Genomic DNA, 23,930 nt, shown 5'->3' on the forward strand with positions numbered 1-23,930 from the left:
TGCCCGCCGGACAGAAGGAGCCGCCAAGATGCGTGCATTCGTTTTTCCCGGACAGGGCAGCCAGAAGGTCGGCATGGGCGCCGAACTCGCCGAAGCCAGCGCCGTCGCGCGCGAGGTCTTCCAGGAAGTGGACGAGGCGCTCGGCCAGAACCTCTTCCGCGTGATGACGCAGGGTCCCGAAGAGGAACTGACCCTCACTGAGAACGCCCAGCCGGCGATCATGGCCAATGCCATCGCCGTCCTGCGCGTGCTGGAGAAGGAGGGCGGCGTGACGCTCGCCGACAAGGCGGACTTCGTTGCCGGCCACTCGCTGGGCGAATATACCGCGCTCTGCGCCGCCGGTGCCTTCAGCCTTGCCGATACCGCGCGGCTGCTGAAGCTGCGTGGCCAGTCGATGCAGGCGGCCGTTCCGGTCGGCCTTGGCGCCATGGCGGCACTGCTGGGTGCCGACATCGAAAAGGCGACCGCGCTGGCTGAAGCCGCTGCGGAAGGTCAGGTTTGCACCGTCGCCAACGACAACGACCCCACGCAAGTCGTGATCTCCGGCCACAAGGAGGCCATCGAGCGCGCCGTCGCTCTCGTTAAGGACCACGGCATCAAGCGCGGCGTGCTGTTGCCGGTTTCGGCGCCGTTCCACTGCCCGCTGATGCAGCCCGCTGCCGATGCCATGGCGGAGGCGCTGGCCAAGACTCTTCCGGGCAGCCTGCACGTTCCGCTGTTCGCCAATGTCACTGCTTCGGTCGTCACGGATTCCGCCGAAGTCCAGCGCCTGCTGGTCGAGCAGGTCACCGGTCGCGTCCGCTGGCGCGAAAGCGCGATCGCCATGCGCGAGGCAGGCGTCGAGACGTTCGTCGAACTCGGCGGCAAGGTGCTTGGTCCGATGATCAAGCGTTCGGCCGGTGAGGTGGAGGTGATCTCCGCCGTCACCATGGCCGAGATCGAGGAACTGGCGAAAAGCCTCTGATCGACGCGCCGGGGTTGACCCCGGCGCCTCGAAGGTTTGAAGAATGGCCCCGTTCAGCGGGCCGTCGCTGCCGTTTCGGCAGGCGATTCACGGAGATTTGAAAAGATGTTCAACCTCAACGGAATGACCGCCCTCGTCACCGGCGCCTCGGGCGGCATCGGTTCCGCCGTTGCCCGCGCGCTGGCCGCGCAGGGTGCCCGCCTCGCCATCTCGGGCTCGAACGCCGACAAGCTGCGCGCCTTCCGCGACGAGCTGGACGAGCACACCCCGCAGCATGTGCAGGACGTCGACCATGTCGCCATCGCCTGCAACCTCGGTGATCCCGAGCAGGTCGAGAAGCTGGTTCCCGCCGCGCTCGAATCGCTGGGCAAGATCGACATCCTGATCAACAATGCCGGTATCACCCGCGACAACCTTGCCATGCGCATGAAGGACGAGGAGTGGGATCAGGTCATCAAGATCAACCTCGAATCGACCTTCCGCCTGATGCGCGCCGTCACCAAGCCGATGATGAAGGCGCGCTTTGGCCGCATCATCAACGTCACCTCGGTCGTCGGCACCACCGGCAACCCCGGCCAGATGAACTACTGCGCGGCGAAGGGCGGCATCACCGCCATGTCGAAGAGCCTCGCGCAGGAACTCGCCAGCCGCAACGTCACCGTGAACTGCATCGCGCCGGGCTTCATCCGCACCGCGATGACCGACGTGCTGCCCGATGCGCAGAAGGACGCGCTGAACGGCCGCATCCCGATGGGCCGCATGGGCGAGGGCGACGACATCGCCTCTGCCGCCGTGTTCCTCGCCTCGAAGGAAGCAGGCTACGTCACCGGCCAGACGATCCACGTCAACGGCGGCATGGTGATGATCTGACCTTGAGACCGGCGCGGATTGCGAGGATGACGCCTCGCGATCCGCGCGGTTGCGCCTTATGTGCGCACGAGAGGTGGGAAGAATTTATTTGCGCGGGCCGGATGCGCGATGAAGCCTTTTACGGACATGATGTCAAAAACGCGTTCAGATGATCTGAAAAACGTCCAAAATCCCCCCATTTATCCCCAGAAACGCCAAAGGGCGGGCAATAGTCGCTTGCCGCCTGTTTCCCGTTCGCTAGAGATATTCGTCCTGAAATTCGGGATGTGCGCATCCCTAGCCCGACCAAGGGGGACTTGAGGCTGCCATGAAGGCCACAATCGAACGTTCCACGCTCCTGCGCTGTCTCTCGCACGTGCAGTCCGTTGTCGAGCGGCGCAATACCATTCCCATTCTTTCGAACGTGCTGATCGAGGCCTCGGGTTCCGGGAGCTTGCGCATCATGGCGACCGACCTTGATCTCCAGGTCGTCGAAAGCCTGGGTGCGGTCTCGGTCGAGCAGGCCGGTGCGATAACGGTTTCCGCGCACCTGCTGTTCGACATTGCCCGCAAGCTGCCGGACGGCAGCCAGGTCAGCCTTGACGCTTCGGACAACCGCATGGTCGTGAAGGCCGGTCGCAGCCGCTTCCAGCTGCCGACCCTGCCGCGCGACGATTTCCCGATGATCGCGGAAGGCGAACTGCCGACCAGCTTCGAAATTCCCGCTGCGACGCTGGGCCAGCTGATCGACCGCACCCGCTTCGCGATCTCGACCGAGGAAACGCGCTACTATCTCAACGGTATCTTCCTCCACGTCTCGGATGAGGAACTGAAGGCCGCCGCCACCGACGGCCACCGCCTCGCGCGCTTCACCCTGCCGCGTCCGGACGGCGCCGAGGGCATGCCCGACGTGATCGTGCCGCGTAAGTGCGTGGGCGAACTGCGCAAGCTGCTGGAAGAAGCGCTCGACACCAACGTGCTCGTCGATCTTTCGGCCAGCAAGATCCGCTTCACCCTGGGCGGCGAAAACGGTGTCGTGCTGACCAGCAAGCTGATCGACGGTACGTTCCCCGATTACACCCGCGTCATTCCGACCGGGAACGACAAGCTGCTCAAGATCGATCCCAAGAGCTTCTTCGAAGGCGTGGACCGCGTGGCGACCATCGCCACCGAAAAGACCCGCGCCGTGAAAATGGCGCTGGAGCAGGACCGCGTGACGCTTTCCGTGACCTCGCCGGATAACGGCACGGCGGCGGAAGAAGTCCCGGCGGACTATGCCTCGGAAGGTTTCGAGATCGGCTTCAACGCCAATTACCTCAAGGACATCCTTGGCCAGATCGACGGCGACACGGTGGAACTCCATCTGGCCGACGCCGGTGCGCCGACACTGATCCGCCAGAACGACCAGAGCCCGGCACTTTACGTGCTGATGCCGATGCGCGTCTGAGCTTACAGACTCGAAGCAAATGGAAGAGGCCGGGGTAGTTCCCCGGCCTTTTTCGTTGGTCAGCTCTCCTGCACCGAGGGGTGGGCCTTGGCGATCATGCGGTCGACCTCGACGAACTTCTCGCGCGGGGCGCCCTGGCGAGCGTTGGCGACTTCGGCTTCGTCGATCTTCTGCCACTCGGTGAACTTCACGAAGTCGATACCGCGCGTCGCGGCGAGAGCTTCGAAGCCGGGACGGCCCGGCTTGCCGGCGCCGCCGGCGGGACCCAGGTCCGCATCGATCTTCTCGACGATCGCGAAGCCATCCGGGCGGTTTGTGCCGATGGTGCCGGTCGGCCCGCGCCGCGCCCAGCCGACGCAGTAGAGACCGGGCATGATCCGGCCCTCGACATTGGCGAAGCGGCCGCCCTGTTCGTCATAGGGAACGTCCGGAATGCGCGAGGTCTGGTAGCCGATGCAGGCGACGACGATGCCTGCCGGGATGTGGTAGGTCTCGCCGGTTCCCACGGCCTTGCCGTCCACCAGCTTGGTGCGTTCGATCTCGATGCCCTCGACCCGGTCGGTGCCGAGGATCGCGCGCGGGGCGGCGAAGAAGTCGAACTCGATGGCGATATCGCGGTCGGGACAGATCACATCATTGCCGTTGTCGTTCGCGGTGCCGCCCGCCATCGCGAAGCTGCGCAAGTGACCCATGGTCTTGCGCATTCCGGGATCGAGCGCGGCATCCTCGGTCAGCGGCGGCAGGTCGGCAGGATCGACGCGGGGGCAGGCCCGCGCGAGCTTGGCGAGTTCGCCCAGTTCCTTGGGGGTCATCGTCACCTGATGCGGCCCGCGCCGCCCGAGCACGACGATGCGCCGGATTTGCGACCTTTCCAGCGACGAGAGCGCATGGGCGACGATATCGCTGCCTGCGAATTCCTCCCCCGACTTGGCGAGAATCCGCACGACATCGAGCGCGACATTGCCGTTGCCGATGATCACTGCGGTTTCATGGCTGAAATCGGGGTGCAGCTCGGCGAACTGGGGGTGACCGTTGTACCAGCCGACGAAACCCGCGCTGCCGAAGACATTGGGCAGGTCCTCGCCCGGCAGGCCGAGCTTGCGGTCGTTCGGCGCGCCGGTCGCCAGCACGACGGCGTCGTAGAGTCCGCGCAGTTCATCGATGGAAATGTCGCGGCCGACCATGACATTGCCGACAAAGTGGACGTTGTCGCTGAGGGCGGTCGTCTCGTATCGCCGCGCCACGCTCTTGATGCTCTGGTGATCGGGGGCGACGCCGGTGCGGATCAGTCCGAAGGGAACGGGCGAGGAATCGAAGATGTCGACCCGGACATCGTCCCTCCACTGCTTGAGCGCTGCCTCGGCAGTATAATACCCGGCCGGTCCCGATCCGACGATGGCGATATGTCGCATGGATGTTTTCTCCCAAGCGGACGGAAACTGGATCAGTGCGCCCGCCACTTGTGAAGCAAACATGCTTCCGGATCGGCGGCAAGTGAAATCCGGTGGGATGGGCCTCTCGTGCCATATCCGGCCGGGATCGGATTTGCCCGATTATCGACTTGGTTGCCGGAACTTAACACTTTCGCAATGGGGGCAGGGCAAAAGCCGTTGCAATGGTGTGGTTGGGGACCCGAGAGCCGAACGAACCCGCGCGCGAAAGTGCGACGAACTCGCGCGCGCCTGAAGATCGCACCGAACACGAGACCCGAAACCCCGTTCCGAATTTCGCCTTCCTCCGCCCGCGCGGGCCGAGCAGCGATCCGCTCCACTTCTTCATCGCGCGGCGCTGGGAACTCATGGCGCCGGGTATCGTCTGCAACATGGTGGCGATGGGGGTGCTCTCCCGCAGCGCGCCGCAGCCGCTGTCGCTTTCGCTGGCTTTCGCGGCCATTCTGCTCTGTCTCGGCGCGCCATGGCTGGCGACGCTGGAAGGGCGACTCCATCACGGGAGCTGGAAACGCTACCCGCTGATGCTGCTGGCCGTGGCGTTGCCAATGGTGCTGTTCGGCGTGGCGGCGTCGCAGTGGACGCACGATGTCGCCACGCTGGATGGGCGGGTTACCATCAAGGGCTACGGCCTGCTGGCCCTGCTTGCGACGGTCCTGCTCGAACGTCGGCTGACCTCGATCGTCGCCGCCACCGTCGGCCTGTGGGCGGGCGCCTCGATCCATTCGGCCTCGCTGGCCACTCTCGGTCTGCTGGCGGCAGGCACCGGCATCGGACTGGTGGTGGCGATGCGGCAGGCCCGGCTGGCCCGCGCGGAATCCACGCGCCGCGCCGAGCAGGAACGCGAACAGCACCGCGCCGAAGAATTCATGCGCGAATACGAGGAAACCGGGCAGGGCTGGTTCTGGGAAACCGACCGGCGCGGGTTGATCGCCTATGTCTCGCCGCGCATTGCCGACCTGGTAGGTAGCAAGCAGACCGAGCTTTACGGACGGCCCTTCCTCAGCCTGTTCCGCCTGCGCGCCGAAGACCATGACAGCGAGCGTACGCTGGCCTTCCATCTTTCGACCCGTTCCTCATTCCACGACATCGCCGTGCGCGCCGCAACCGACGAGAAGGACGAGCGCTGGTGGTCGATCAACGGCAGGCCGGTGCTCGACCAGTTCCACAATTTCCTCGGCTTTCGCGGCTCGGGCATCGACCTGACCGAAACGCGCAAGTCGCAGCAGCACGTCACCCAGCTCGCCCGTTTCGATTCGCTGACCAAGCTCGCCAACCGCTTCCAGATGTCGGAGTGGCTGGAGAAGGTCATCAACTCGCCGCGCATCGAGAACCGCGCCTGCGCGGTGTTCCTGCTCGATCTCGACCGCTTCAAGCAGGTCAACGACACGATGGGCCACCCGGCCGGCGACGCCCTGCTCAAGCAGGTGGCCGAGCGTCTGCGCGCGACGGTGGCGAACATGGGGCGGGTAGGACGCCTCGGCGGCGACGAGTTCCAGGTGATCCTGCCGGGCTATCACCAGCACGAGGGCCTCGGCCATCTCGCGCGCCGGGTGATCGAGACCCTCTCGCAACCCTATTCCATCGACGGTACGCGGGTGACGATCGGCGCCTCGGTGGGCATCGCCATGTGTCCGGAGGACGGAACCACCGTCGAGGCGCTGATCCGCAATGCCGATCTTGCGCTCTATGCCGCCAAGGGCGGTGGGCGAGGGCGCCATCACTTCTACGACGACGACCTCCATTCCGACGCCCGCGAGCGCCAGCAACTGGAGCAGGACTTGCGCGACGCGATCGATGCGGGCGCGCTGGAACTGCACTACCAGCCCCAGATTCATACCACGACCGAGCGGATCACCGGCTTCGAGGCACTGCTGCGCTGGAAGCACCCGAAGCACGGCTATCTCTCGCCCGCCAAGTTCGTGCCGGTGGCCGAGGAGACCGGTCTCGTCTCGGAGATCGGTGCATGGGCACTGCGCAAGGCCTGCCGCGACCTTGCGGCCTGGCCGCATGACGTGCGCGTAGCGGTGAACGTGTCGCCGCTGCAATTCGCCAACCCCGAACTGCCTGCCGTGGTTACCCGAGCCATTGCCGAATCGGGTATCGATCCCGCCCGGCTCGAACTGGAGATCACCGAAAGCGTTTTCCTTGGCGAGGACAAGTCCACCGAGGCGATGTTCGGCGCCCTCAAGAGGATCGGCGTGCGGCTGGCGCTCGACGATTTCGGCACCGGCTATTCCTCGCTCGGCTATCTGAAGAAGGCACCGTTCGACAAGATCAAGATCGACCAGAGCTTCGTACGCGGGGCCACCATCGAGGGCAGCCGCAACGGCGCGATCATCTCCTCGATCGTCGGCCTTGCCGAGGCGCTTGGCATGGAGACGACTGCGGAAGGGATCGAGACGCTGGACGAACTGGACCTCGTCCGCCTGCTCGGATGCAGCCACGTCCAGGGTTATATCTATGAAAAGTCGTTGACGGCGGCCGAAGTCATGGCGCGGCTCGACCGCGGCCTCGTCGCCCTTGCCACCGGCCCGCGCTCGGCCCGGGCACCGCGTCAGGCGATGCTGCGCAAGGTCGTGCTGGAGCATGGCGGCCACATCTACCATGCGACGATCCGCAATATTTCCAGCACCGGGGCGATGGTCGAAGGTCTCTGGAACGTGCCGACAGAGACCCGGTTCGGCCTTCATCTGGCCGACGACAATGTCGTTCTGGCCACCGCCCGCTGGTGCCGGGAAGACCGCATGGGCGTGGAATTCCTGCGCCCGCTCGAACTGGACGGTAGTGGATCGGTCGTATTCACGCCTGCACGCGTCGAAGCCTCTTCCGGGGGCGACGATGAAGGTTTGCTGCGCAGGGCCGGGTGACGGGCTGAAAATGCGCGCGCACCGCATTTTCAAATGGTCCAAGCGCTGCTAACGGCGCATCCATGACCGAACTCGCCCAGATCCGTAATTTCTCGATCATTGCCCATATCGACCATGGCAAGTCCACGCTTGCCGACCGCCTGATCCAGCGCACCGGAGGCCTCTCCGACCGCGAGATGAGCGCGCAGGTGCTCGATAACATGGATATCGAGAAGGAGCGCGGGATTACCATCAAGGCGCAGACCGTGCGCCTGAACTACACGGCCTCCGACGGGATCACTTACGAGCTGAACCTGATGGACACGCCGGGCCACGTCGACTTCGCCTACGAAGTGTCGCGCAGCCTTGCCGCCTGCGAAGGCGCGCTGCTGGTGGTGGACGCCGCGCAGGGCGTGGAAGCGCAGACGCTGGCCAACGTCTACCAGTCGATCGAGCACGACCACGAGATCGTGCCTGTCATCAACAAGATCGACCTGCCTGCCGCCGAACCCGAAAAGGTGCGCCACGAGATCGAGGAAGTGATCGGCATCGATGCTTCCGAAGCCGTCATGGCCTCGGCCAAGTCCGGCATCGGCATCGACGAGATCCTCGAAGCCGTCGTCGCCAAGATTCCGGCGCCGAAGGGCGACCGCGCCGCACCGCTCAAGGCGATGCTGGTCGATTCCTGGTACGACCCCTATCTCGGCGTCGTCATTCTGGTGCGCGTGATCGACGGCGTCATCAAGAAGGGCCTCAACGTCAAGTTCATGCAGGGCGGAACCGACCATCTGGTCGACCGCGTCGGCTGCTTCACCCCCAAGCGCATCGACCTGCCCGAACTCGGTCCGGGCGAAATCGGCTTCATCACCGCGCAGATCAAGGAGGTCGAGCAGGCCAAGGTCGGCGACACCATCACCACGGTGAAGGGCGGCGCGACGGAGGCTCTGCCGGGCTACAAGGAAGTGCAGTCGGTGGTGTTCTGCGGCCTCTTCCCGGTCGACGCCAACGACTTCGAGAAGCTGCGCGAATCGATCGGCAAGCTGCGCCTCAACGACGCTTCGTTCAGCTTCGAGATGGAATCGAGCGCGGCGCTGGGCTTCGGCTTCCGCTGCGGCTTCCTCGGTCTGCTGCACCTGGAGATCATCCAGGAGCGCCTGAGCCGCGAGTACGATCTCGACCTCATCACCACGGCGCCTTCGGTGGTCTATCGCCTGACGATGACCGACGGCACCGTGAAGGAACTGCACAACCCGGCCGACATGCCCGATCCGGTGAAGATCGACTTCATGGAAGAGCCGTGGATCAAGGCGGTGATCTACACGCCGGACGAATACCTTGGCTCGATCCTGAAGCTCTGTCAGGACCGTCGCGGTATCCAGAAGGACCTGACGTACGTCGGCGGCCGCGCGCAGGTGACCTACGAACTGCCGCTCAACGAAGTGGTGTTCGACTTCTACGACCGTTTGAAGTCGATCAGCCGCGGCTACGCCAGCTTCGACTACGAGCAGATCGGGCTTCAGGAGGGCGACCTCGTGATGATGAACATCCTCGTGAACAACGAGCCGGTCGATGCGCTGTCGATGGTGGTCCACCGCAGTCAGGCCGAACCGCGCGGCCGTGCGCTGGTGGAGCGCCTGAAGGAACTGATCCCGCGGCACATGTTCAAGATCCCGATCCAGGCGGCGATCGGCGCCAAGGTGATCGCCCGCGAGACGATCTCGGCCATGCGCAAGGACGTCACCGCCAAGTGCTACGGCGGCGACATCACCCGTAAGAAGAAGCTTCTGGAAAAGCAGAAGGAAGGCAAGAAGCGCATGCGCGAGTACGGCAACGTGCAGATTCCGCAGGAAGCCTTCATCGCCGCGCTGCGCATGGGCGAGGAATAAGACCGATCCCGGATGGGCGGCAGGATCTGTTTTGCCGCTCATCTTCCGATATCCGGCATATTGCGAAGCCATCCAGTACGGTTCGAGCCGTACTGGATGGCTTCGCTGCGTTGGGGCTGGACGCTTGATGCTTACGGCAGATATCCATCCGCCTTTGATCTAAATCTGCTTGAAAAATGCCGCTAGGCGGTGCGACTCGTTGCGTGAGCAAGATTGGTTAAGCTTGTTCGCCTAAGCCGTCGCTGTCTGAGGTGTCGATTCGGCACGTTTGACAATCGTTTCCAGCGCAATGCCTGAGGCTTTGCGGTGTCTTGTTACGTTCGATGTGGTTAAATTGACGCCTGTAGCGGGTTGATAGTGCGATTGCAGAAGACCTATAATTCGTACGATGCGCGGCGGCATGGCGGGGCACGACGGAACGAGGATGGTTCGGTAGCGTTATGGACCTTGGTCGAATGGACCCCGACGGCGACATGACGCAGTTTCAACGCATTCTGGCGGTGTTTCCGTCACTGACATCCAAGCAGCACGAAGTCCTGATGTTCGTGGCCGAAAACCGCACGAGCAAGGAAATCGCGTGGGAGCTGGGCATTTCCGAAAGTGCGGTCAATCAACGGATCGAGGGCGTGCGCAGCCGCACCGGCTCTCCGCCGCGCGCCGAACTGGCGCGCGCTTACAGGCAGTACCAACAGGATCAGAATCAATCGGAGCAGGACGAAGCCTGTAATCCGCTACCAGAGAAGAATCCTCAGGTTCCGACCATGGCCCTCTTCGATGAGGATCGGGGCAGGGACGAACTGGTCGAAAGGCTCACCCTGGCAGATGGCGCCACGTTCACAGTAACGGCGCCCTGGCAGGAAGAGAAATTCACCCGGGTCGTTCCGGAGGTGCTCGATGGAGCGAATGCGGGTCTCAGCCGCACGGCCGCCATGATCGCCATCGCCGGGGGACTGCTCCTCGTTGCGGTGTTCGGTCTGGACCTGGCCACCAAGCTGAGCAACCTGCTTTGATCCAGCCTCCAGCCACGACGTTTTCAGGCGCATCGACCGGGCCGATGCTGCTCGATGGGGGACTTTATGTCGATCACGATTTCCGCTGCCACCGCCCGGATCGCCCGCCAGCTTCCCGAGGCCGAACTCTCGCTCGATTCCGCCCTGCTCGCTTCGGCCCGCCTGATGGAATCGATGCTGCTCGCCCGTCAGGCGGATGGGGTGAAGACGTTCACTGGCCAGACGGCGCTGATGCGCCTTGCCAAGACGCAGCGCACGTTGCTCGAAAGCCAGAACGACATGATCCGCGTCCACCAGGAACTTCTGGGCATCGGCCGCGACGTCAACGCTATCTTCGACGAGCCGGAAGCCTGCCCAGACAACAAGATCGATCTGGCGGAAAATACCCAGCTTTTGCGATCCGCCTGAGCGACCCAGGCATGATCGCGGGTTCCGCGCGTTTCCGGCAGCATGGCCATGGGGGGCTTTCATGCTGACCTGGGACGCGCGGGCCTACCTGCAATATGGGCTTCTGCTTCTTCTCTTTCTCGTGGCCTGGCGACGCGGCGGGGTTCCCGAACGCGTCCTGGCCGGGATCATGCTGGGCATGGTCGTTGCCGATCGCATCTATCATCTGGGGCGCGGCACGGACCTGCTGGTCTATCACGGGATCGATGTCGTTCATTTGGCGATCGACACGTCGGGCCTGCTGGGCATCGGCTATGTCGCGCTTCAGGCCAACAGGTTCTACCCGTTATGGATAGGTGGGGCGCAGATCATCGCCTTTTCGAGCCACTTCTACAGGCTGGGGATCGTCGAGGTCCACAAGACGGCCTATCAGGTGATGGCGATCATACCCTCCTACGTCCAACTCCTGGCGATGGCCCTTGGGCTCGCCTTTCACATGTGGCGGCAGAGGAAACGGGGCAGTTATCCGTCCTGGCGCAGATACTCCGCCCCGTCGTCGGTGGACAGAGCGAGGTCGTTGCCCGCCGTCTGATCCAGCGCTTCGGTTCGCTGAGCACGATCCATACCGCATCGGCACAGGCGCTGGCCGAGGAAATCGACGAATCGGGCCTCAATCGCCATGCGATAGCGGCGCTGATCGTTGCCGCTCGCGATCTTGCGGCAGTTGCCGCGCATGAAATGCTGCTGGGCGAGCCTGTCGATACGACCAGCCCGGCGTTCCGTCAGTATCTCGCACGCAGGATGCTGGGACGCCGCGAGGAATGCGTGATGGTGCTTTTCTTCAATGGCACCGGGCTGTTCATCGCCGAGGACTTCCACGGCGGAACGCGCCAGTCGACTTGCGAACTGCCGCTCCGGCGAACCGTTCGCCGCGCTTTCGATCTTGATGCCCGCCGACTGATTCTGGTCCATAATCATCCGTCCGGCGATCCGACCCCCAGTGCCGACGACATCCAGTCGACCCGCACGTTTCGGCAGGTCATGGCCGCTCTGGAACTCAATCTGGACGACCATTTCGTCGTGGCGAAGGGTGGTATCTTCAGCATGAGTGACAACGGTCTGATTTAGATGGCGATTTGACTTAAGGGACGTGCAACCCGATTGTCGTAGAGGCTATCTATATGAGCGAGCGCATTCGCGCCCCTGCCGTACGTCCTCATGGAGATTGGTTTGACCGACATTGTTACCATACCGACCACGCCTTTCGAGGGACAGGCGCCGGGAACGTCCGGCCTGCGCAAGAAAGTGCGCGTGTTCCAGCAGCCAGGCTATGCCGAGAACTTCATCCAGTCGGTGTTCGACGTGGTGAAGCCGCAGTCAGGTTCGGTGCTGGTGATCGGCGGTGACGGTCGCTACCACAATCGCACGGTGATCCAGCAGGCGATCCGCATGGCCGCCGCCAACGGCTATGCCCGCGTGATCGTGGGGCAGGGTGGCATTCTCTCGACCCCGGCGGCCAGCCATGTGATCCGCAAGTACGGCGCCGGCGGCGGCCTGATCCTTTCCGCCAGCCACAATCCCGGCGGTCCGGACGAGGACTTCGGGATCAAGTACAACATCGCCAACGGCGGCCCGGCGCCGGAAAGCGTGACCGGCGCGATCCTTGCCCGCACTCGGGAGATCGGTCTCTGGCTGACCGTGGAAGCCGAGGACATCGACCTCGACGTGCTGGGCGAAGTTACGGTCGGCGAGATGGTCGTGCAGGTGCTCGACCCGGTTGCTGACTATGCCGATCTGATGGCGGAACTGTTCGACTTCGACGCCATCCGCAAGGCCGTTTCCAGCGGCTTCACCATGCGCTTCGACGCGATGAGTGCGGTGACCGGGCCTTACGCGGTCGAGATCCTCGAAAACCGGCTGGGCTTTGCTGCCGGCACTGTCGTCAATGGAACGCCGCTGGAGGACTTCGGCGGTCATCACCCCGATCCCAACCTGATCCATGCCAAGGATCTCTACGACGTGATGATGGGGCCGGACGCGCCCGATCTCGGCGCGGCATCGGACGGGGACGGGGATCGCAACCTCATCATCGGTCGTGGTCGCTTCGTCACCCCTTCGGATTCGCTGGCGATGCTGGCGGCCAATATCGAGATCGCCCCGGCCTATCGCGGCCGTCTGGCCGGGATCGCCCGCTCGATGCCGACCAGCGCCGCTGCCGACCGGGTGGCCGAGGCGCTCGGCATTCCCTGCTTCGAGACGCCGACCGGCTGGAAGTTCTTCGGCAACCTGCTCGATGCGGGAATGGTGACCATCTGCGGCGAGGAAAGCGCGGGCACCGGTTCCGACCATGTGCGCGAGAAGGACGGTCTCTGGGCGGTGCTGCTCTGGCTGAACATCCTGGCAGTACGCGATATCAGCGTCGATCAGCTGGCCCGCACGCACTGGGCGCGGTTCGGGCGTAACTACTACGCCCGCCACGACTACGAAGCAGTTGATAGCGAAGCTGCCGCAACGCTGATGGCGCAGCTCAAGGCAGCGCTGCCGGCGCTGCCGGGCAAGGCTTTCGGACCGCTGACCGTCGCCCATGCCGACAACTTTGCCTATACCGATCCCGTCGACCATTCGATCAGCGAGAACCAGGGCGTCCGGGTGCTGTTCGAGGACGGCAGCCGCGTCGTTTTCCGCCTATCCGGCACCGGCACTCAGGGCGCGACCCTGCGGGTCTATCTGGAGCGCTACGAGCCTGCCAGCGGCGAGATCGACGCGGATACCGGAGCGATGCTGGAACCGCAGATCGCGGCGGCACAGGTGATCGCTGGTATCGAGCGGCATACCGGGCGCGATTTCCCCGACGTGGTGACCTGAAGGCCGGACGCCGATCGGATATTGTAGGATCCCCGCGCCGAGCAACTCCGGTCGGCGCGGGGATCCGATGCTCCGGTCGGGGTGTTCGTTCGCTCAAGTCGGCTGTTTTCGTCCCCCGGAGCGGGGCCGACGGTTGAGCGCCGGATTGTAGACATGCCTCAAGGCGCGAACGGCATCAGCGAGATCGACAGGGTCGTCTATATCTTTCTCCAGTCCGCAGGAGAGGATCGCTTCCACGGCAAGTCCGAGATTTTTCGCGTTTTCGCAATGGGTTGAGAAGCTGTCCTGGCCGAAAGAGAAAGGAAACCAGATACCTGTCGGCAATGGCAGCGATAGCGCATTGGTCCCGGTGCGATGACGGTCCGGTGCAATGCCGATGGTTTCGGGTCCCAGGTTAGCGAGGCGTTCGACGTCGGCCAGGGCAAGACAGGGCAGGTCTGCCGGAAGCACCAGAAGGCGCTCCGGACCCGCGGCAGTGATCGCCGCCATCGTACTTTCCAATGCGCCGTTGAGGTCCGGCCCCGGATCGTCGAAGCGCAGTACCTTGCTGCCCAGATTGGGGCGCGCCGGTCCCAGCACGCAGACGCGCTGGATCGCCCGGCAGCCGCTCACTGTATCGAGCACATGGCGCAACATGCCTGAAACCAGCGCTTCCCGCTCATCGGGATCGAGCGCGGAGGCCAGCCGGGTTTTTCCGAGCCCAGGCGCCTTGACCGGGATGAGTGCCCAGCAGCTCACGGCACTTGTGGAGCGGCGGTGAGGTTGGTGAAGCGTATTCCGGCCCCGTCTGCCTTGTAGGTCTTGTTCATGTAGATGAGAATCGAGGTCAGCGCCTCGGCTGCCGCCGAATTGGCCAAGGCGCCACCGGAAAGGCCGCGCAGGCCTATGCCGGGGCACAAGTCCACCACGGTCTGGCGCGCTTCCACGTCGTCCGAGAAGACCAGCACATCGCAGTCGATGGCGTGATCGCTGTCGAGGTGGTGGGCGGAGACGTTGTGGAACGCGGTGACGAGGCGGGTGTCCGGCCCCAGATGTTCGCGGGCCTGCATGGCCGCGCTGCCCTCTGCGGGAAGCTGCACGCGCATGACCTTGGGCGGCACCAGCGGCACGGTGGTGTCCACCACCACGGCGGAGCCGACCATGCTGGCGATCCGGCGCAGCGTATCGCCTTGCGAGGCATGGGGCACGGTAACGATCACGACATCCTTGCCCCGAGCGGCTTCGCCGTTCTCGGCATAGGCCGCCGCGCCCAGTTCCTCGGCCGTGGAACGGGCCTTGTCCGCCGTGCGGGAGCCAATGGTTACCTGATGCCCTGCCTTGACGAGCCTGCGCGCGATACCTTTGCCAAGCGCACCGGTTCCCCCGATCACCGCGATCGCTGCCATCAGATTATCTCCCCTGCGAATTCTTGGCCGTTGTCATTGTCGTTCCCGGTGCGGCGGCTTTAGACACGGTGGCTCGGGAGGGCCGATGAAGCGAAACCCAGAACTGACCGTGCGACCGCTGACCGGGCTGCCTATGTTCGCGACCGGAATGTCGATTGCGCAAGCGATATGCGCGAGCCTTGAGGGTGAAGACGACCGGTTACGCGATGGCGATATCTTGGTGGTGGCGCAGAAGATCGTCTCCAAGGTGGAGGGCCGCACACGCGATCTTGCGGAGTTCGTGCCTTCTGAGGAAGCGCATGAACTTGCCCGTGCAACGGCCCGCGATCCGGAGATGATGCAGGCGATACTTGAGGAGAGTTCTCACATCCTGCGCCGCACTCCGGCAGCGGTGATCGCGGCGCATCGCACCGGGCACGTGCTGGCCAATGCCGGGATCGACGCATCCAACGTGGAAGGCGGAGAGGCGGGGCGGGTGCTGCTCTGGCCGCTCGATCCCGATGCCTCGGCGCGGGCGCTGCGGGACGAACTTCAGAAAGCGTGTGAAGTTCGGATCGGCGTGGTGATCGCGGATTCGATGGGGCGGGCCTGGCGGATCGGTACTTTGGGCCATGCCATCGGCTGCGCGGGACTGACCGTGCTGGAGGACCGCCGTGGCCGCGCGCAGGATCTTTACGGTCGCACGCTTCAGGCCACGGTGATCGGCATTGCAGACTCGGTTGCCGCCATGGCGGCGCTGGCGATGGGTGAGGGCGCCGAAGGCACTCCGGTCGCGCTGGTGCGTGGCTGCGAGCGCTGGGTGACGGAGGAAGACGGGCCGGGCGCGGTGAGCGGGCTTCGGCCTATAGAGCTGGATATGTTCCAATGAGCCGCAAACACATACTCGCACTTTCGGGCGGTGTCGGCGGGGCGAAGCTGGCGGCGGGGCTCGCGGCGGTCATGGCGCCGGAAGACCTCACGATCGTCGTCAATACCGGCGATGATTTCGAGCATATCGGCCTAACTATCTGTCCTGACATAGATTCCGTGACTTATGCACTGGCCGGGCTCAACGACACCCAGCGCGGTTGGGGCGTGAAGGAGGAGACATGGCAGACCATGGCCATGCTCCGCACGCTGGGCGAGGAGGGATGGTTCAACCTCGGCGACCGCGACATGGCGATGCACATCGCGCGGTCGTGGCGGCTGCGCGCAGGTGAGACGCTTTCTGAAGTGACGGCGCGACTGACGGGCGAACTCGGCATCGCCCACCCGGTCGTGCCGATGAGCGACGATCCGGTGCGCACGCAGGTCCTCACCGAGGCAGGCTGGACTGATTTTCAGCGCTGGTTCGTGGGATATCAATGCATTCCGGCTGTTTCCGATGTGCGTTTCGAGGGTGTGCCGGGGACCAAACCCTCGCCCGGATTGGCTGACGCGCTGGCACGGGAAGACCTTGCCGCCATCGTCGTCTGCCCGTCCAACCCCTTCCTCAGCGTCGATCCGATCCTCGCTCTCGACGGCGTGCGGGCGGCCCTGGCGGCGCGGCGGGTGCCGCTGATCGCGGTCTCGCCGATCGTCGGCGGAACTTCGGTGAAGGGACCGCTGGCCAAGATGCTGGCCGAGCGGGGGCTGGCGGTGAGCAATGCGGCAATCGCTCATCACTACGGCGATCTTCTCGACCACCTCTTGATCGACCATGCAGATGAGGCCGATGTCTCTGGCTTGCAGGCGCGGGGCCTCGGGGTCACCGTGACGACGACAATGATGCGCGAAGCCGCCGACAGGGAAAGGCTCGCGAAGGAGGTGCTTGCCCTCGCAGGCATCTGAAGGGTGAGCAGATGCAGGATGAGACCCGCCAGTTGAAAGCCTGGTTGTTGGCCGCTCCGCTGGAGGAGGTCACCGACGGCGCGAGGGGCCGGCGTGACGCGCGAGGTCCGGCGCGGATGACCTATTCGCCCAAGGTCTTCATCCCGCTGACGCGGCTCTGCACCGACGTCTGCCATTACTGCACTTTCGCGACCACGCCCTCGCGGCTCGAAGCGCCTTACCTCACGCCTGAGGAAGTGCTGGATATTGCCCGCGCCGGGGCCACTGCGGGCTGCCGGGAGGCGCTGTTCACGCTGGGCGATGCTCCGGAGCGCCGTTATGCCGCCGCGCGTGACTGGCTGGCGGAGCGGGGCTTTGCGCGCACCGTGGATTACGTGTGCCACTGCGCCGAACTGGTGCTGAAGGAAACCGGCCTGCTGCCGCACGTCAACGCCGGGGTGCTGGAGGAGGAGGACTACCGCTTGCTGCGCCCGGTCGCGGCTTCGGCAGGTCTCATGCTGGAAAGCACGTCGGAGCGGCTGCTGGAAAAGGGCATGTGCCACCATGGCTCGCCCGACAAAGTGCCGGCGCTGCGGCTCGCCTCGCTGGCGGCGGCGGGTCGCGCGCGGGTGCCGATGACCAGCGGCGTGCTGATCGGCATCGGCGAGACGGCGGAAGAACGCATCAACGCGCTGATCGCTCTGCGTGATCTGCACCGCGAGCACGGCCACTTGCAGGAAGTGATCGTCCAGAACTTCTGCCCCAAGCCGGGCACGAAGATGGCCCGCGCGCCGGAAGCGAGCGAGGCGGATTTCCTGCGCGTGGTCGCCGCCGCGCGCATCCTGCTGCCGGATGAAGTCTCGGTACAGGCTCCGCCCAATCTGAATGATGAGCGGCTTGTCGAACTGATCGACGCCGGGATCGACGATTGGGGCGGCATTTCTCCGGTCACGCTCGATCATGTGAACCCGGAAGCGCCCTGGCCCGAAGTGGAGCGGCTACGCGCGATCTGCGCGGCAAAGGGCCTGCCGCTGGTCGAGCGCCTGACGATCTATCCGCGCTTCGTGATGAGCGAGGACCGCTCATGGCTCGATCCGGCGATCCGTCCCGCCGTGCTGCGCCATGCCGATGCCGAGGGGCTGGCGCGGGACAGCGTCTGGAGCCCCGGTCTGGCCGATCAGCATGCACCGGGCAGTGTTCGCGCTCCGCTGGGGCGGCACCATGCCGGGCCGGTCGCGGCGTCGCTCCATCGCATCCTTGACCGCGCGGCGAGCGGGGTGACGCTGAGCGAAGACGAGATCGTCGCGCTTTTCGCCACGCGCGGTGCGGCGGCGCAGGCGGTGGTCGCGGCGGCCGATGCGCTGCGCGCCGAAGTCAGCGGCGATACCGTGACTTACGTGGTCAATCGCAACATCAACTACACCAATATCTGCACCCACACCTGCTCGTTCTGCGCCTTCTCGAAGACCAGCAGCAAGGCGGGTTTCCGCGACAAGCCGTACAATCTCGACTTGTCCGAAGTCGCCGGTCGCGCCCGTGAAGCGGTGGAGCGGGGGGCGACCGAAGTCTGCCTGCAAGGCGGCATCCACCCGAGCTATACCGGCGAAACTTACCTTTCGATCCTGCGCGAGGTGAAGGCGGCGTGTCCGGACCTTCATGTCCACGCCTTCTCGCCATTGGAAGTGAGCCAGGGTGCGCGCACGCTGGGGATGCCGGTGCGGGATTATCTCATGATGCTGAAGGACGCGGGGCTGGGCTCGCTCCCCGGCACGGCGGCCGAGATCCTCTGCGACGACATTCGCGAGCAGATCTGCCCCGGCAAGCTGACGACGCAGGAATGGCTGGACGTGGTCGGCACCGCGCACCGTGTCGGCCTGCCGACGACCTCCACCGTGATGTTCGGGCATCTCGAAGGCATCGAGCACTGGGCGAGGCACTTGCTGGCGCTGCGCCATCTTCAACTCGATACAGGCGGCATCACCGAGTTCGTGCCGCTGCCGCTCGTCCATATGGAGGCACCGTTCTATCGGCGCGGGCAGTGCCGCAAGGGGCCGACCTGGCGCGAGGCCGTGATGATGCACGCGGTGGCGCGTCTGGCGCTCAACGGGGCGATCAACTCGATCCAGTGTTCGTGGGTGAAGCTGGGCATGGACGGCGCCGCCGCCGTGCTGGCGGCGGGGGCGAACGACCTCGGCGGCGTGCTGATGGATGAGAGCATCAGCCGCGCAGCAGGTGCGTCGCACGGGCAGGGCGTGACCATATCCGAACTGCGCACGGCGGCGGAAAGCGTCGGTCGCACGCTGAAGCAGCGCACCACGCTCTATGGCGAAGTGGTGTTGGAGCAGGTCTGAGGGCCTCTACATCGCCTTGATCTGCTGCCACATGGCATCGGGCATCCAGGTATACTCGATATAATGCCCGAAGACCTTGCGCGCATCGAGGTAGAGGAACTTCAGCGCGTTCGGATCGTCGCCTTCCGGACGCTCCATGGCGATCGGGAACTCCTGGCTGTCGACCCGTTTGCGGAAGTCCGCCCAGTCGTCGACACCGAAGCAGATATGGTGGAAGCGCAGAGGGCCGCCATTCGACAGGCAATTGGCGTAGATGCCCACTTCGTCGATCTCGTTCTCGATCAGCTCGATCTGGAGTTTGCCGATCCAGATGAAGCAGATCCGGCCCTTCTGGCGCTTCAGGCCCTGCGGGGTGAGCACCTGCTGATCCACCGGGATGACGATCGGTTCGCGGGCCAGCCCGCGCCCGCGGAACAGTTCGATCCCGGCTTCCAGATTGTCGCAGACGTAGGCGTTCTGGTAATGGCGGCCTTCGAGCATCGGTCTCTCCTCAGCCCTCGCGTGCGACGTCGTAGCGCGAGAGGTAGCGTTCGAAGAGCGGATCAAGCTCGGCCTTCTCGATGCCGTACTGGGCCAGCTTGTATTCGTGCTTGCCGAACTTGTCCTGCGGGTTGTCGTCCACCCATTGCTGGATGCCGGCCTCCGCCTCCGCGGTCCATTCGTCGCCAAGCTGCTGGTAGACTTTCTTCATGGTGCCGATCGGATCGGCGGTCATGTCGGCGTAATGGACGTCGATCACTTTGTCCTCGCCGTACTTGTCGCGGAAATCCATGATCCGGTTGGCGTGCTCGGCCGCCTGCCAGGTGTAGTTTTCCTTGAGCCATGCGGTGTCCGGCTTGCCCATGTGCGCCATGTGGCTGAGCGAGATGACCGAACAGAGCGAGCCGGTAGCCGCGAAGGGATCTCGGTGCGCCCAGAGCACGCGGGCATCAGGATAGACCTTGAAGATCGTCTCCAGCCACAGCGCGTGGCTGGGCTTCTTCACGTTCCACACGCCGCCGGCGTTCTGCTGGAGCACCTGCAGGAACTTCTTGTGGTATTCGTAGGCGCTGGTCATGTCGCAGGAGAAGATGAACTCCTTGTAGCCCGGCAGCTTGCCTTTGGAATCGATCATCAGCGTCTTGAAGTCGTGCGCCATGAAGAACACGCATTCGTTGGGATAGACGGCCGAGCCGCGATAGTATTTGCCCATGGCCGGATTGGCTTCGAGCATCGCCTTTTCCTGCGCCAGACGGGCCTGCGCGCGCGGGTCGGTGGTCAGCAGTTCCTTCGAGGCGACCGGCGGCACCGGATCGTCGATTTCCCAGGTCAGCGGCGAGCGGCGCGCCGGATCGGCAGCCAGCAGGTTGGAGAGCAGGGTGGTGCCGGTGCGCGGCACGCCCATCACGAAGACCGGCTTTTCGACCGGGCGGCTGAGCAGTTCGGGGTTCTGGCGCAGATAGTCGGAAATCTTCAGGCGGCCGCGCAGGTAATGCAGCGTATCGGCGGTGGCGCGGGCGATGCCGCCCTCGGTGTACTGGCCGCGCGCGATGCCGGCGTTGAAGTCGTCCACGAAGACGTCGAAGCCTTCGCGCCACGTGTCATTGTCGAAGTCCCGGATTCCGGTATCCTTCATCGCCTGTTCGACGAGAGCGTCGCCAACGAGCTTGTCCGCCGTGAGTTGCTCGGCCATTGCGTGATCCTCTTTCCCGTGTCTCGATGCGGGCCGCTGCGGCGACCTCATGAGCATGAGATAGCCTGTGGGAGAGGTCGATTGGCAATGCGGCTGACGCGCGAGGTCGGGTCGTTATGTCGAATTCAAGCCAAGACCCGACCGGGCCGCGACGGTGGCCATCGAGCCAAGCGCGCGTCCCTGCCGCTGGCGGAACGTGCTGGGGCTTGCACCCACCACGCGGCGGAACGCGAAGGTGAAGCTGGAGGGGGAGGCGAAGCCCATGGCGAAGGCGATGGTCTTCACGCTTTCGCCCTCCATCAGCAGGCGCTTGGCGGCTTCCATCCGGCGCTGTTCGATATAGTCGCCGATCGAGCAGGCGCGGCTGACGCGAAAGCCGCGCGTCAGCTGCCGCACCGACAGCCCGCACAGATCCGCAAGATCCTTGAGCGAAGGCGCGGTGATATCGTTTGCCAGTCGCTCCTCGATCAGTCGTAGCCGCCAGCCGGAGAGGCCGCCGGTCATCGGCCTTTCGGAAACTTCCAGGCCGTAGCGGCCCAGTTCGATGGCCAGTTCGCTGCCCAGCAGTTCCAGCATCCGCTGGGAGGCGAGGCCGGGGTGGCGCACTTCGGCGGTGATGCGGAACAGCAGCGCGCGCACTTGTGCGCTGCCGATGTCGAGCGCGGCGGCTAGATGGGCATCGTCCCACGGCAGGTCGCGGCCCAGCAGATCGTGCACGAGCGAAGCGTCGATGGAGCAGACCAGCGATGCCTGTCGGCCGCTGCCGCCGCGAATGTAGAGCGACTCATCCGGCGGAATCACGAATATGTCGCCCAGCCGCTCGAACCGATGCGGCCCCCAACGCTCGCGATAACCGCCGCGTGACTCCAGCGGGCGCGGCGTCAGGCACATGTTGACGTGGTAACCGGCGCCGACGGCATGGCGCGTATCGGTGGGTTCGGGGATGTCGAAACGGACGATCCGCGCGGTAATTCCGGCGGCGCAGAGCTCCGCATCGACGATCATCGTCGGCGTATGGGCGGAGCGGTTATCCGGCATTGCAGGCTCTCCCGGACGTGTCGGGTCCTTGGCCCGAAATCATGTCCCTGACGCTTGGATAGGGCCTGAATTCTATGGTTGCCAAGCTTGCGGGACAAGCCGCCCACGGGAAACATCGCGCCAACGAAAATGTCGGTGCAAAGGCCGGCCATGGGATCGAGGAGAGAATGATGGCCAAGGGCCTTTTCGACTGCACGGGCAAGGTGACGGTGGTGACCGGGGGCAACGGCGGCATCGGCTTCGGCTTTGCCATGGGCGTGGCCAGGATGGGCGGCGATCTGGCAATCTGGGCGCGCAACGTGGAAAAGAGCGCGAAGGCCAAGGCCGAACTGGAAGCGGCGGGCGCGGGTAAGGTGATCGCCTATCAGGTGGACGTTTCGGAAGAGGCGAACATCAAGGCCGGTTACGAGCAGGTGATCGCCGATTTTGGCCGGGTGGACTGCGTGTTCGCCAACTCGGGCGCGTCGCCGCGTTATAACTCCGCCTTCGAGATGCCGACCGAGCACTGGCACGAATTCCAGAAGACCGCGCTGCACGGAGCTTTCTTCACGCTGCGCGAAGGTGCGCGGCAGATGAAGGAGCGGATCGAGGCGGGCGACCAGAGCGGCGGCAGCCTTGTCGCCTGCGGTTCGCTCTCGCTGTTCCAGGGTCTTCCGGGCAAGATGGAATATGCCGCGTCCAAGGCCGCGATTGCTGCGGCGGTGCGCTGCCTGGCCATCGAACTGGCGCCGCTGGGCATTCGTGCCAACGTCGTCGCGCCGGGCCTGATCATGACGCCGATGATGGGAGAGGGTGCCCGCGCCGATGCCGTCGCCGCGCATTTCGCTCCGACGATCCCGATGAAGCGTACCGGTTATCCGGCGGACTTCGAGGGCATCGGTGCTTATCTTTGCTCGGACGCCAGCTCGTTCATGACCGGTGAGACGGTCACGATCGACGGCGGCTACATGGTTCGTCCGTAAGCGACGAAGGGAGAGAAGCGATGGAACTGCTCAAGATCCATGGGCAAGGCGATGTCCGCGTCGATGCTTACGAACGTCCGGCGGCGGGGCCGAAGGACGTGGTCGTCAGGATGAAGTCGGTCGGCATCTGCGGATCGGACCTGTCCTACATCAAGATGGGCGGCATTCCGCCGGGCGTGGAGACCGCGCTGGGCCATGAAGGCGCGGGCGAGGTGATGGAAGTCGGCGCCGAAGTCGCCGGCATTGCGGTGGGCGATGCGGTCATCGTCAATCCGATGATGACGCCCGGCAACATCGGTTCGGGCGGGCCGGAAGGCGCGTTCACGCAGGAACTGCTGGTGCGCGAGGCCCGGCTGGGCGATTCCATCCTGCCGATCCCCGAGGGCATCTCCTACGATATCGCCGCCATGTGCGAGCCGCTGGCCGTGGCCATGCACGGCGTCAACCGCGCCAATGTGAAGCCGGGCGACAAGGTTGTCGTGTTCGGCTGCGGGCCGATCGGCCTTGGCATGCTGCTCTGGCTGGTCGATCGCGGCGTGACCGATGTGGTGGCGCTTGATCTGTCCGATGAGCGTCTGGAGCGCGCGCGGGCGCTGGGCGTTCGGGCCGCGCTCGATCCCACCAAGATCGATCTGCGCGCCGAACTGGTGAAGCTGCACGGCGAAGTGCCGAGCTATGGTCGCGTGGGGGTGGGTACCGATGCCTTCATCGACGCGGCGGGCGCGCCCAACATCCTGACCGACGTGATCATGATGGCCAAGCTGCACGCCAAGCTGGTCATCACCGCGGCCTACATGCGGCCCATCGAGTTCCCGATTGGCCGCATGCTGACCAGCGAGATGACGATCACCACGGCGGTCGGTTACCCGACCGAAATGCCCGAAGTGGTGGCCGCCATGCCCCGCCTGAAGGACAGGATCGCGCCGATGATCAGCCACAAGCTGCCGTTCAGTGAGATCATGAAGGGGCTGGAAATCGCCGCCACGCCGCAATCCGCCAAAGTCATGATCGGTATCGAGGAGACTTGAA

At 64.6% G+C, this 23,930-nt stretch carries 21 protein-coding genes; 15 read left to right on the forward strand and 6 right to left on the reverse strand.

All coding sequences use genetic code 11. The features are described 5' to 3' along the window. The first annotated feature begins 28 nt into the window (after positions 1–28). From fabD to dnaN, 3 genes are all read left to right on the forward strand, one after another. Positions 29–964: an ACP S-malonyltransferase gene (fabD, locus tag AC4D6D_RS07990; RefSeq protein WP_491324863.1), complete on the forward strand. Its 936-nt coding sequence runs from the start codon at positions 29–31 to the stop codon at positions 962–964. Positions 965–1,069: 105 nt separating this feature from the next. Next, the gene (gene fabG / locus AC4D6D_RS07995) at positions 1,070–1,834 is read left to right on the forward strand and encodes a 3-oxoacyl-[acyl-carrier-protein] reductase (protein WP_491324864.1); all 765 of its coding nucleotides are present in this window, start codon (positions 1,070–1,072) and stop codon (positions 1,832–1,834) included. Between the two features lie 307 nt (positions 1,835–2,141). After that, positions 2,142–3,260, forward strand: a complete 1,119-nt coding sequence (dnaN, locus tag AC4D6D_RS08000; protein ID WP_491324865.1) for a DNA polymerase III subunit beta — start codon at positions 2,142–2,144, stop codon at positions 3,258–3,260. Between the two features lie 59 nt (positions 3,261–3,319). Here dnaN and AC4D6D_RS08005 read toward each other — a convergent pair whose 3' ends face one another. Beyond that, positions 3,320–4,672, reverse strand: coding sequence for an FAD-dependent oxidoreductase (locus tag AC4D6D_RS08005; RefSeq protein ID WP_491324866.1), 1,353 nt, complete (start codon positions 4,670–4,672; stop codon positions 3,320–3,322). 203 nt (positions 4,673–4,875) lie between these two features. Here AC4D6D_RS08005 and AC4D6D_RS08010 point away from each other — a divergent pair, with 203 nt between their 5' ends. The 7 genes from AC4D6D_RS08010 to AC4D6D_RS08040 all read left to right on the forward strand — a co-directional run bounded on the left by AC4D6D_RS08010 (position 4,876) and on the right by AC4D6D_RS08040 (position 13,705). Continuing rightward, a complete protein-coding gene (locus AC4D6D_RS08010) occupies positions 4,876–7,578 on the forward strand; it encodes an EAL domain-containing protein (RefSeq protein WP_491324867.1) in 2,703 nt (900 codons plus the stop codon). A 62-nt stretch (positions 7,579–7,640) separates the two neighbouring features. Continuing rightward, positions 7,641–9,443: a translation elongation factor 4 gene (lepA, locus tag AC4D6D_RS08015; RefSeq protein WP_147219774.1), complete on the forward strand. Its 1,803-nt coding sequence runs from the start codon at positions 7,641–7,643 to the stop codon at positions 9,441–9,443. 455 nt (positions 9,444–9,898) lie between these two features. Beyond that, complete coding sequence (locus AC4D6D_RS08020) at positions 9,899–10,453, forward strand: helix-turn-helix transcriptional regulator (protein ID WP_491324868.1); 555 nt, start codon at positions 9,899–9,901, stop codon at positions 10,451–10,453. 66 nt (positions 10,454–10,519) lie between these two features. Further along, positions 10,520–10,861 carry a hypothetical protein gene (locus tag AC4D6D_RS08025; protein ID WP_491324869.1) on the forward strand — a complete coding sequence of 114 codons (342 nt, stop codon included), beginning with the start codon at positions 10,520–10,522 and terminating at the stop codon, positions 10,859–10,861. A gap of 61 nt (positions 10,862–10,922) precedes the next feature. Further along, positions 10,923–11,432: a hypothetical protein gene (locus AC4D6D_RS08030; RefSeq protein ID WP_491324870.1), complete on the forward strand. Its 510-nt coding sequence runs from the start codon at positions 10,923–10,925 to the stop codon at positions 11,430–11,432. Next, the gene (locus AC4D6D_RS08035) at positions 11,339–11,968 is read left to right on the forward strand and encodes a JAB domain-containing protein (protein WP_491324871.1); all 630 of its coding nucleotides are present in this window, start codon (positions 11,339–11,341) and stop codon (positions 11,966–11,968) included. The genes AC4D6D_RS08030 and AC4D6D_RS08035 overlap by 94 nt, the downstream gene beginning before the upstream one ends. Positions 11,969–12,058: 90 nt before the next feature. Then, positions 12,059–13,705, forward strand: a complete 1,647-nt coding sequence (locus AC4D6D_RS08040) for an alpha-D-glucose phosphate-specific phosphoglucomutase (protein ID WP_491324872.1) — start codon at positions 12,059–12,061, stop codon at positions 13,703–13,705. A gap of 93 nt (positions 13,706–13,798) precedes the next feature. Here the strand turns inward: AC4D6D_RS08040 and cofC are convergent, their stop codons facing one another. Further along, entirely contained in the window at positions 13,799–14,443 is a 645-nt protein-coding gene (gene cofC, locus AC4D6D_RS08045; RefSeq protein ID WP_491324873.1) for a 2-phospho-L-lactate guanylyltransferase, read from the reverse strand. Beyond that, a complete protein-coding gene (npdG, locus tag AC4D6D_RS08050; protein ID WP_491324874.1) occupies positions 14,440–15,090 on the reverse strand; it encodes an NADPH-dependent F420 reductase in 651 nt (216 codons plus the stop codon). Before npdG ends, cofC begins: the two co-directional genes overlap by 4 nt. An 85-nt stretch (positions 15,091–15,175) precedes the next feature. On the opposite strand from npdG, the gene cofE reads away from it, so the two are divergent. From cofE to cofH, 3 genes are read left to right on the forward strand one after another with little or no spacing between them, the layout of a single operon-like run. After that, a complete protein-coding gene (cofE, locus tag AC4D6D_RS08055) occupies positions 15,176–15,958 on the forward strand; it encodes a coenzyme F420-0:L-glutamate ligase (protein WP_491324875.1) in 783 nt (260 codons plus the stop codon). After that, a complete protein-coding gene (gene cofD / locus AC4D6D_RS08060; protein WP_491324876.1) occupies positions 15,955–16,899 on the forward strand; it encodes a 2-phospho-L-lactate transferase in 945 nt (314 codons plus the stop codon). Before cofE ends, cofD begins: the two co-directional genes overlap by 4 nt. Before the next feature lie 11 nt (positions 16,900–16,910). Beyond that, on the forward strand, positions 16,911–19,229 hold the full coding sequence (cofH, locus tag AC4D6D_RS08065) for a 5-amino-6-(D-ribitylamino)uracil--L-tyrosine 4-hydroxyphenyl transferase CofH (RefSeq protein WP_491324877.1): 2,319 nt from the start codon (positions 16,911–16,913) through the stop codon (positions 19,227–19,229). A 6-nt stretch (positions 19,230–19,235) separates the two neighbouring features. On the opposite strand, the gene AC4D6D_RS08070 is transcribed toward cofH, so the two are convergent. From AC4D6D_RS08070 to AC4D6D_RS08080, 3 genes are all read right to left on the reverse strand, one after another. Then, positions 19,236–19,709 carry a VOC family protein gene (locus tag AC4D6D_RS08070; RefSeq protein ID WP_491324878.1) on the reverse strand — a complete coding sequence of 158 codons (474 nt, stop codon included), beginning with the start codon at positions 19,707–19,709 and terminating at the stop codon, positions 19,236–19,238. A 10-nt stretch (positions 19,710–19,719) separates the two neighbouring features. Continuing rightward, a complete protein-coding gene (locus AC4D6D_RS08075) occupies positions 19,720–20,901 on the reverse strand; it encodes a sulfotransferase family protein (protein WP_491324879.1) in 1,182 nt (393 codons plus the stop codon). Positions 20,902–21,015: 114 nt separating this feature from the next. Beyond that, the gene (locus AC4D6D_RS08080; protein ID WP_491324880.1) at positions 21,016–21,939 is read right to left on the reverse strand and encodes a helix-turn-helix transcriptional regulator; all 924 of its coding nucleotides are present in this window, start codon (positions 21,937–21,939) and stop codon (positions 21,016–21,018) included. 167 nt (positions 21,940–22,106) lie between these two features. Between AC4D6D_RS08080 and AC4D6D_RS08085 the strand changes: the two genes are divergently transcribed. Continuing rightward, positions 22,107–22,901 carry an SDR family NAD(P)-dependent oxidoreductase gene (locus AC4D6D_RS08085; RefSeq protein ID WP_491324881.1) on the forward strand — a complete coding sequence of 265 codons (795 nt, stop codon included), beginning with the start codon at positions 22,107–22,109 and terminating at the stop codon, positions 22,899–22,901. 20 nt (positions 22,902–22,921) lie between these two features. Beyond that, complete coding sequence (locus tag AC4D6D_RS08090) at positions 22,922–23,929, forward strand: zinc-dependent alcohol dehydrogenase (protein ID WP_491324882.1); 1,008 nt, start codon at positions 22,922–22,924, stop codon at positions 23,927–23,929. Position 23,930: the final 1 nt, after the last annotated feature.

Source organism: Novosphingobium sp. BF6 (assembly GCF_058273105.1).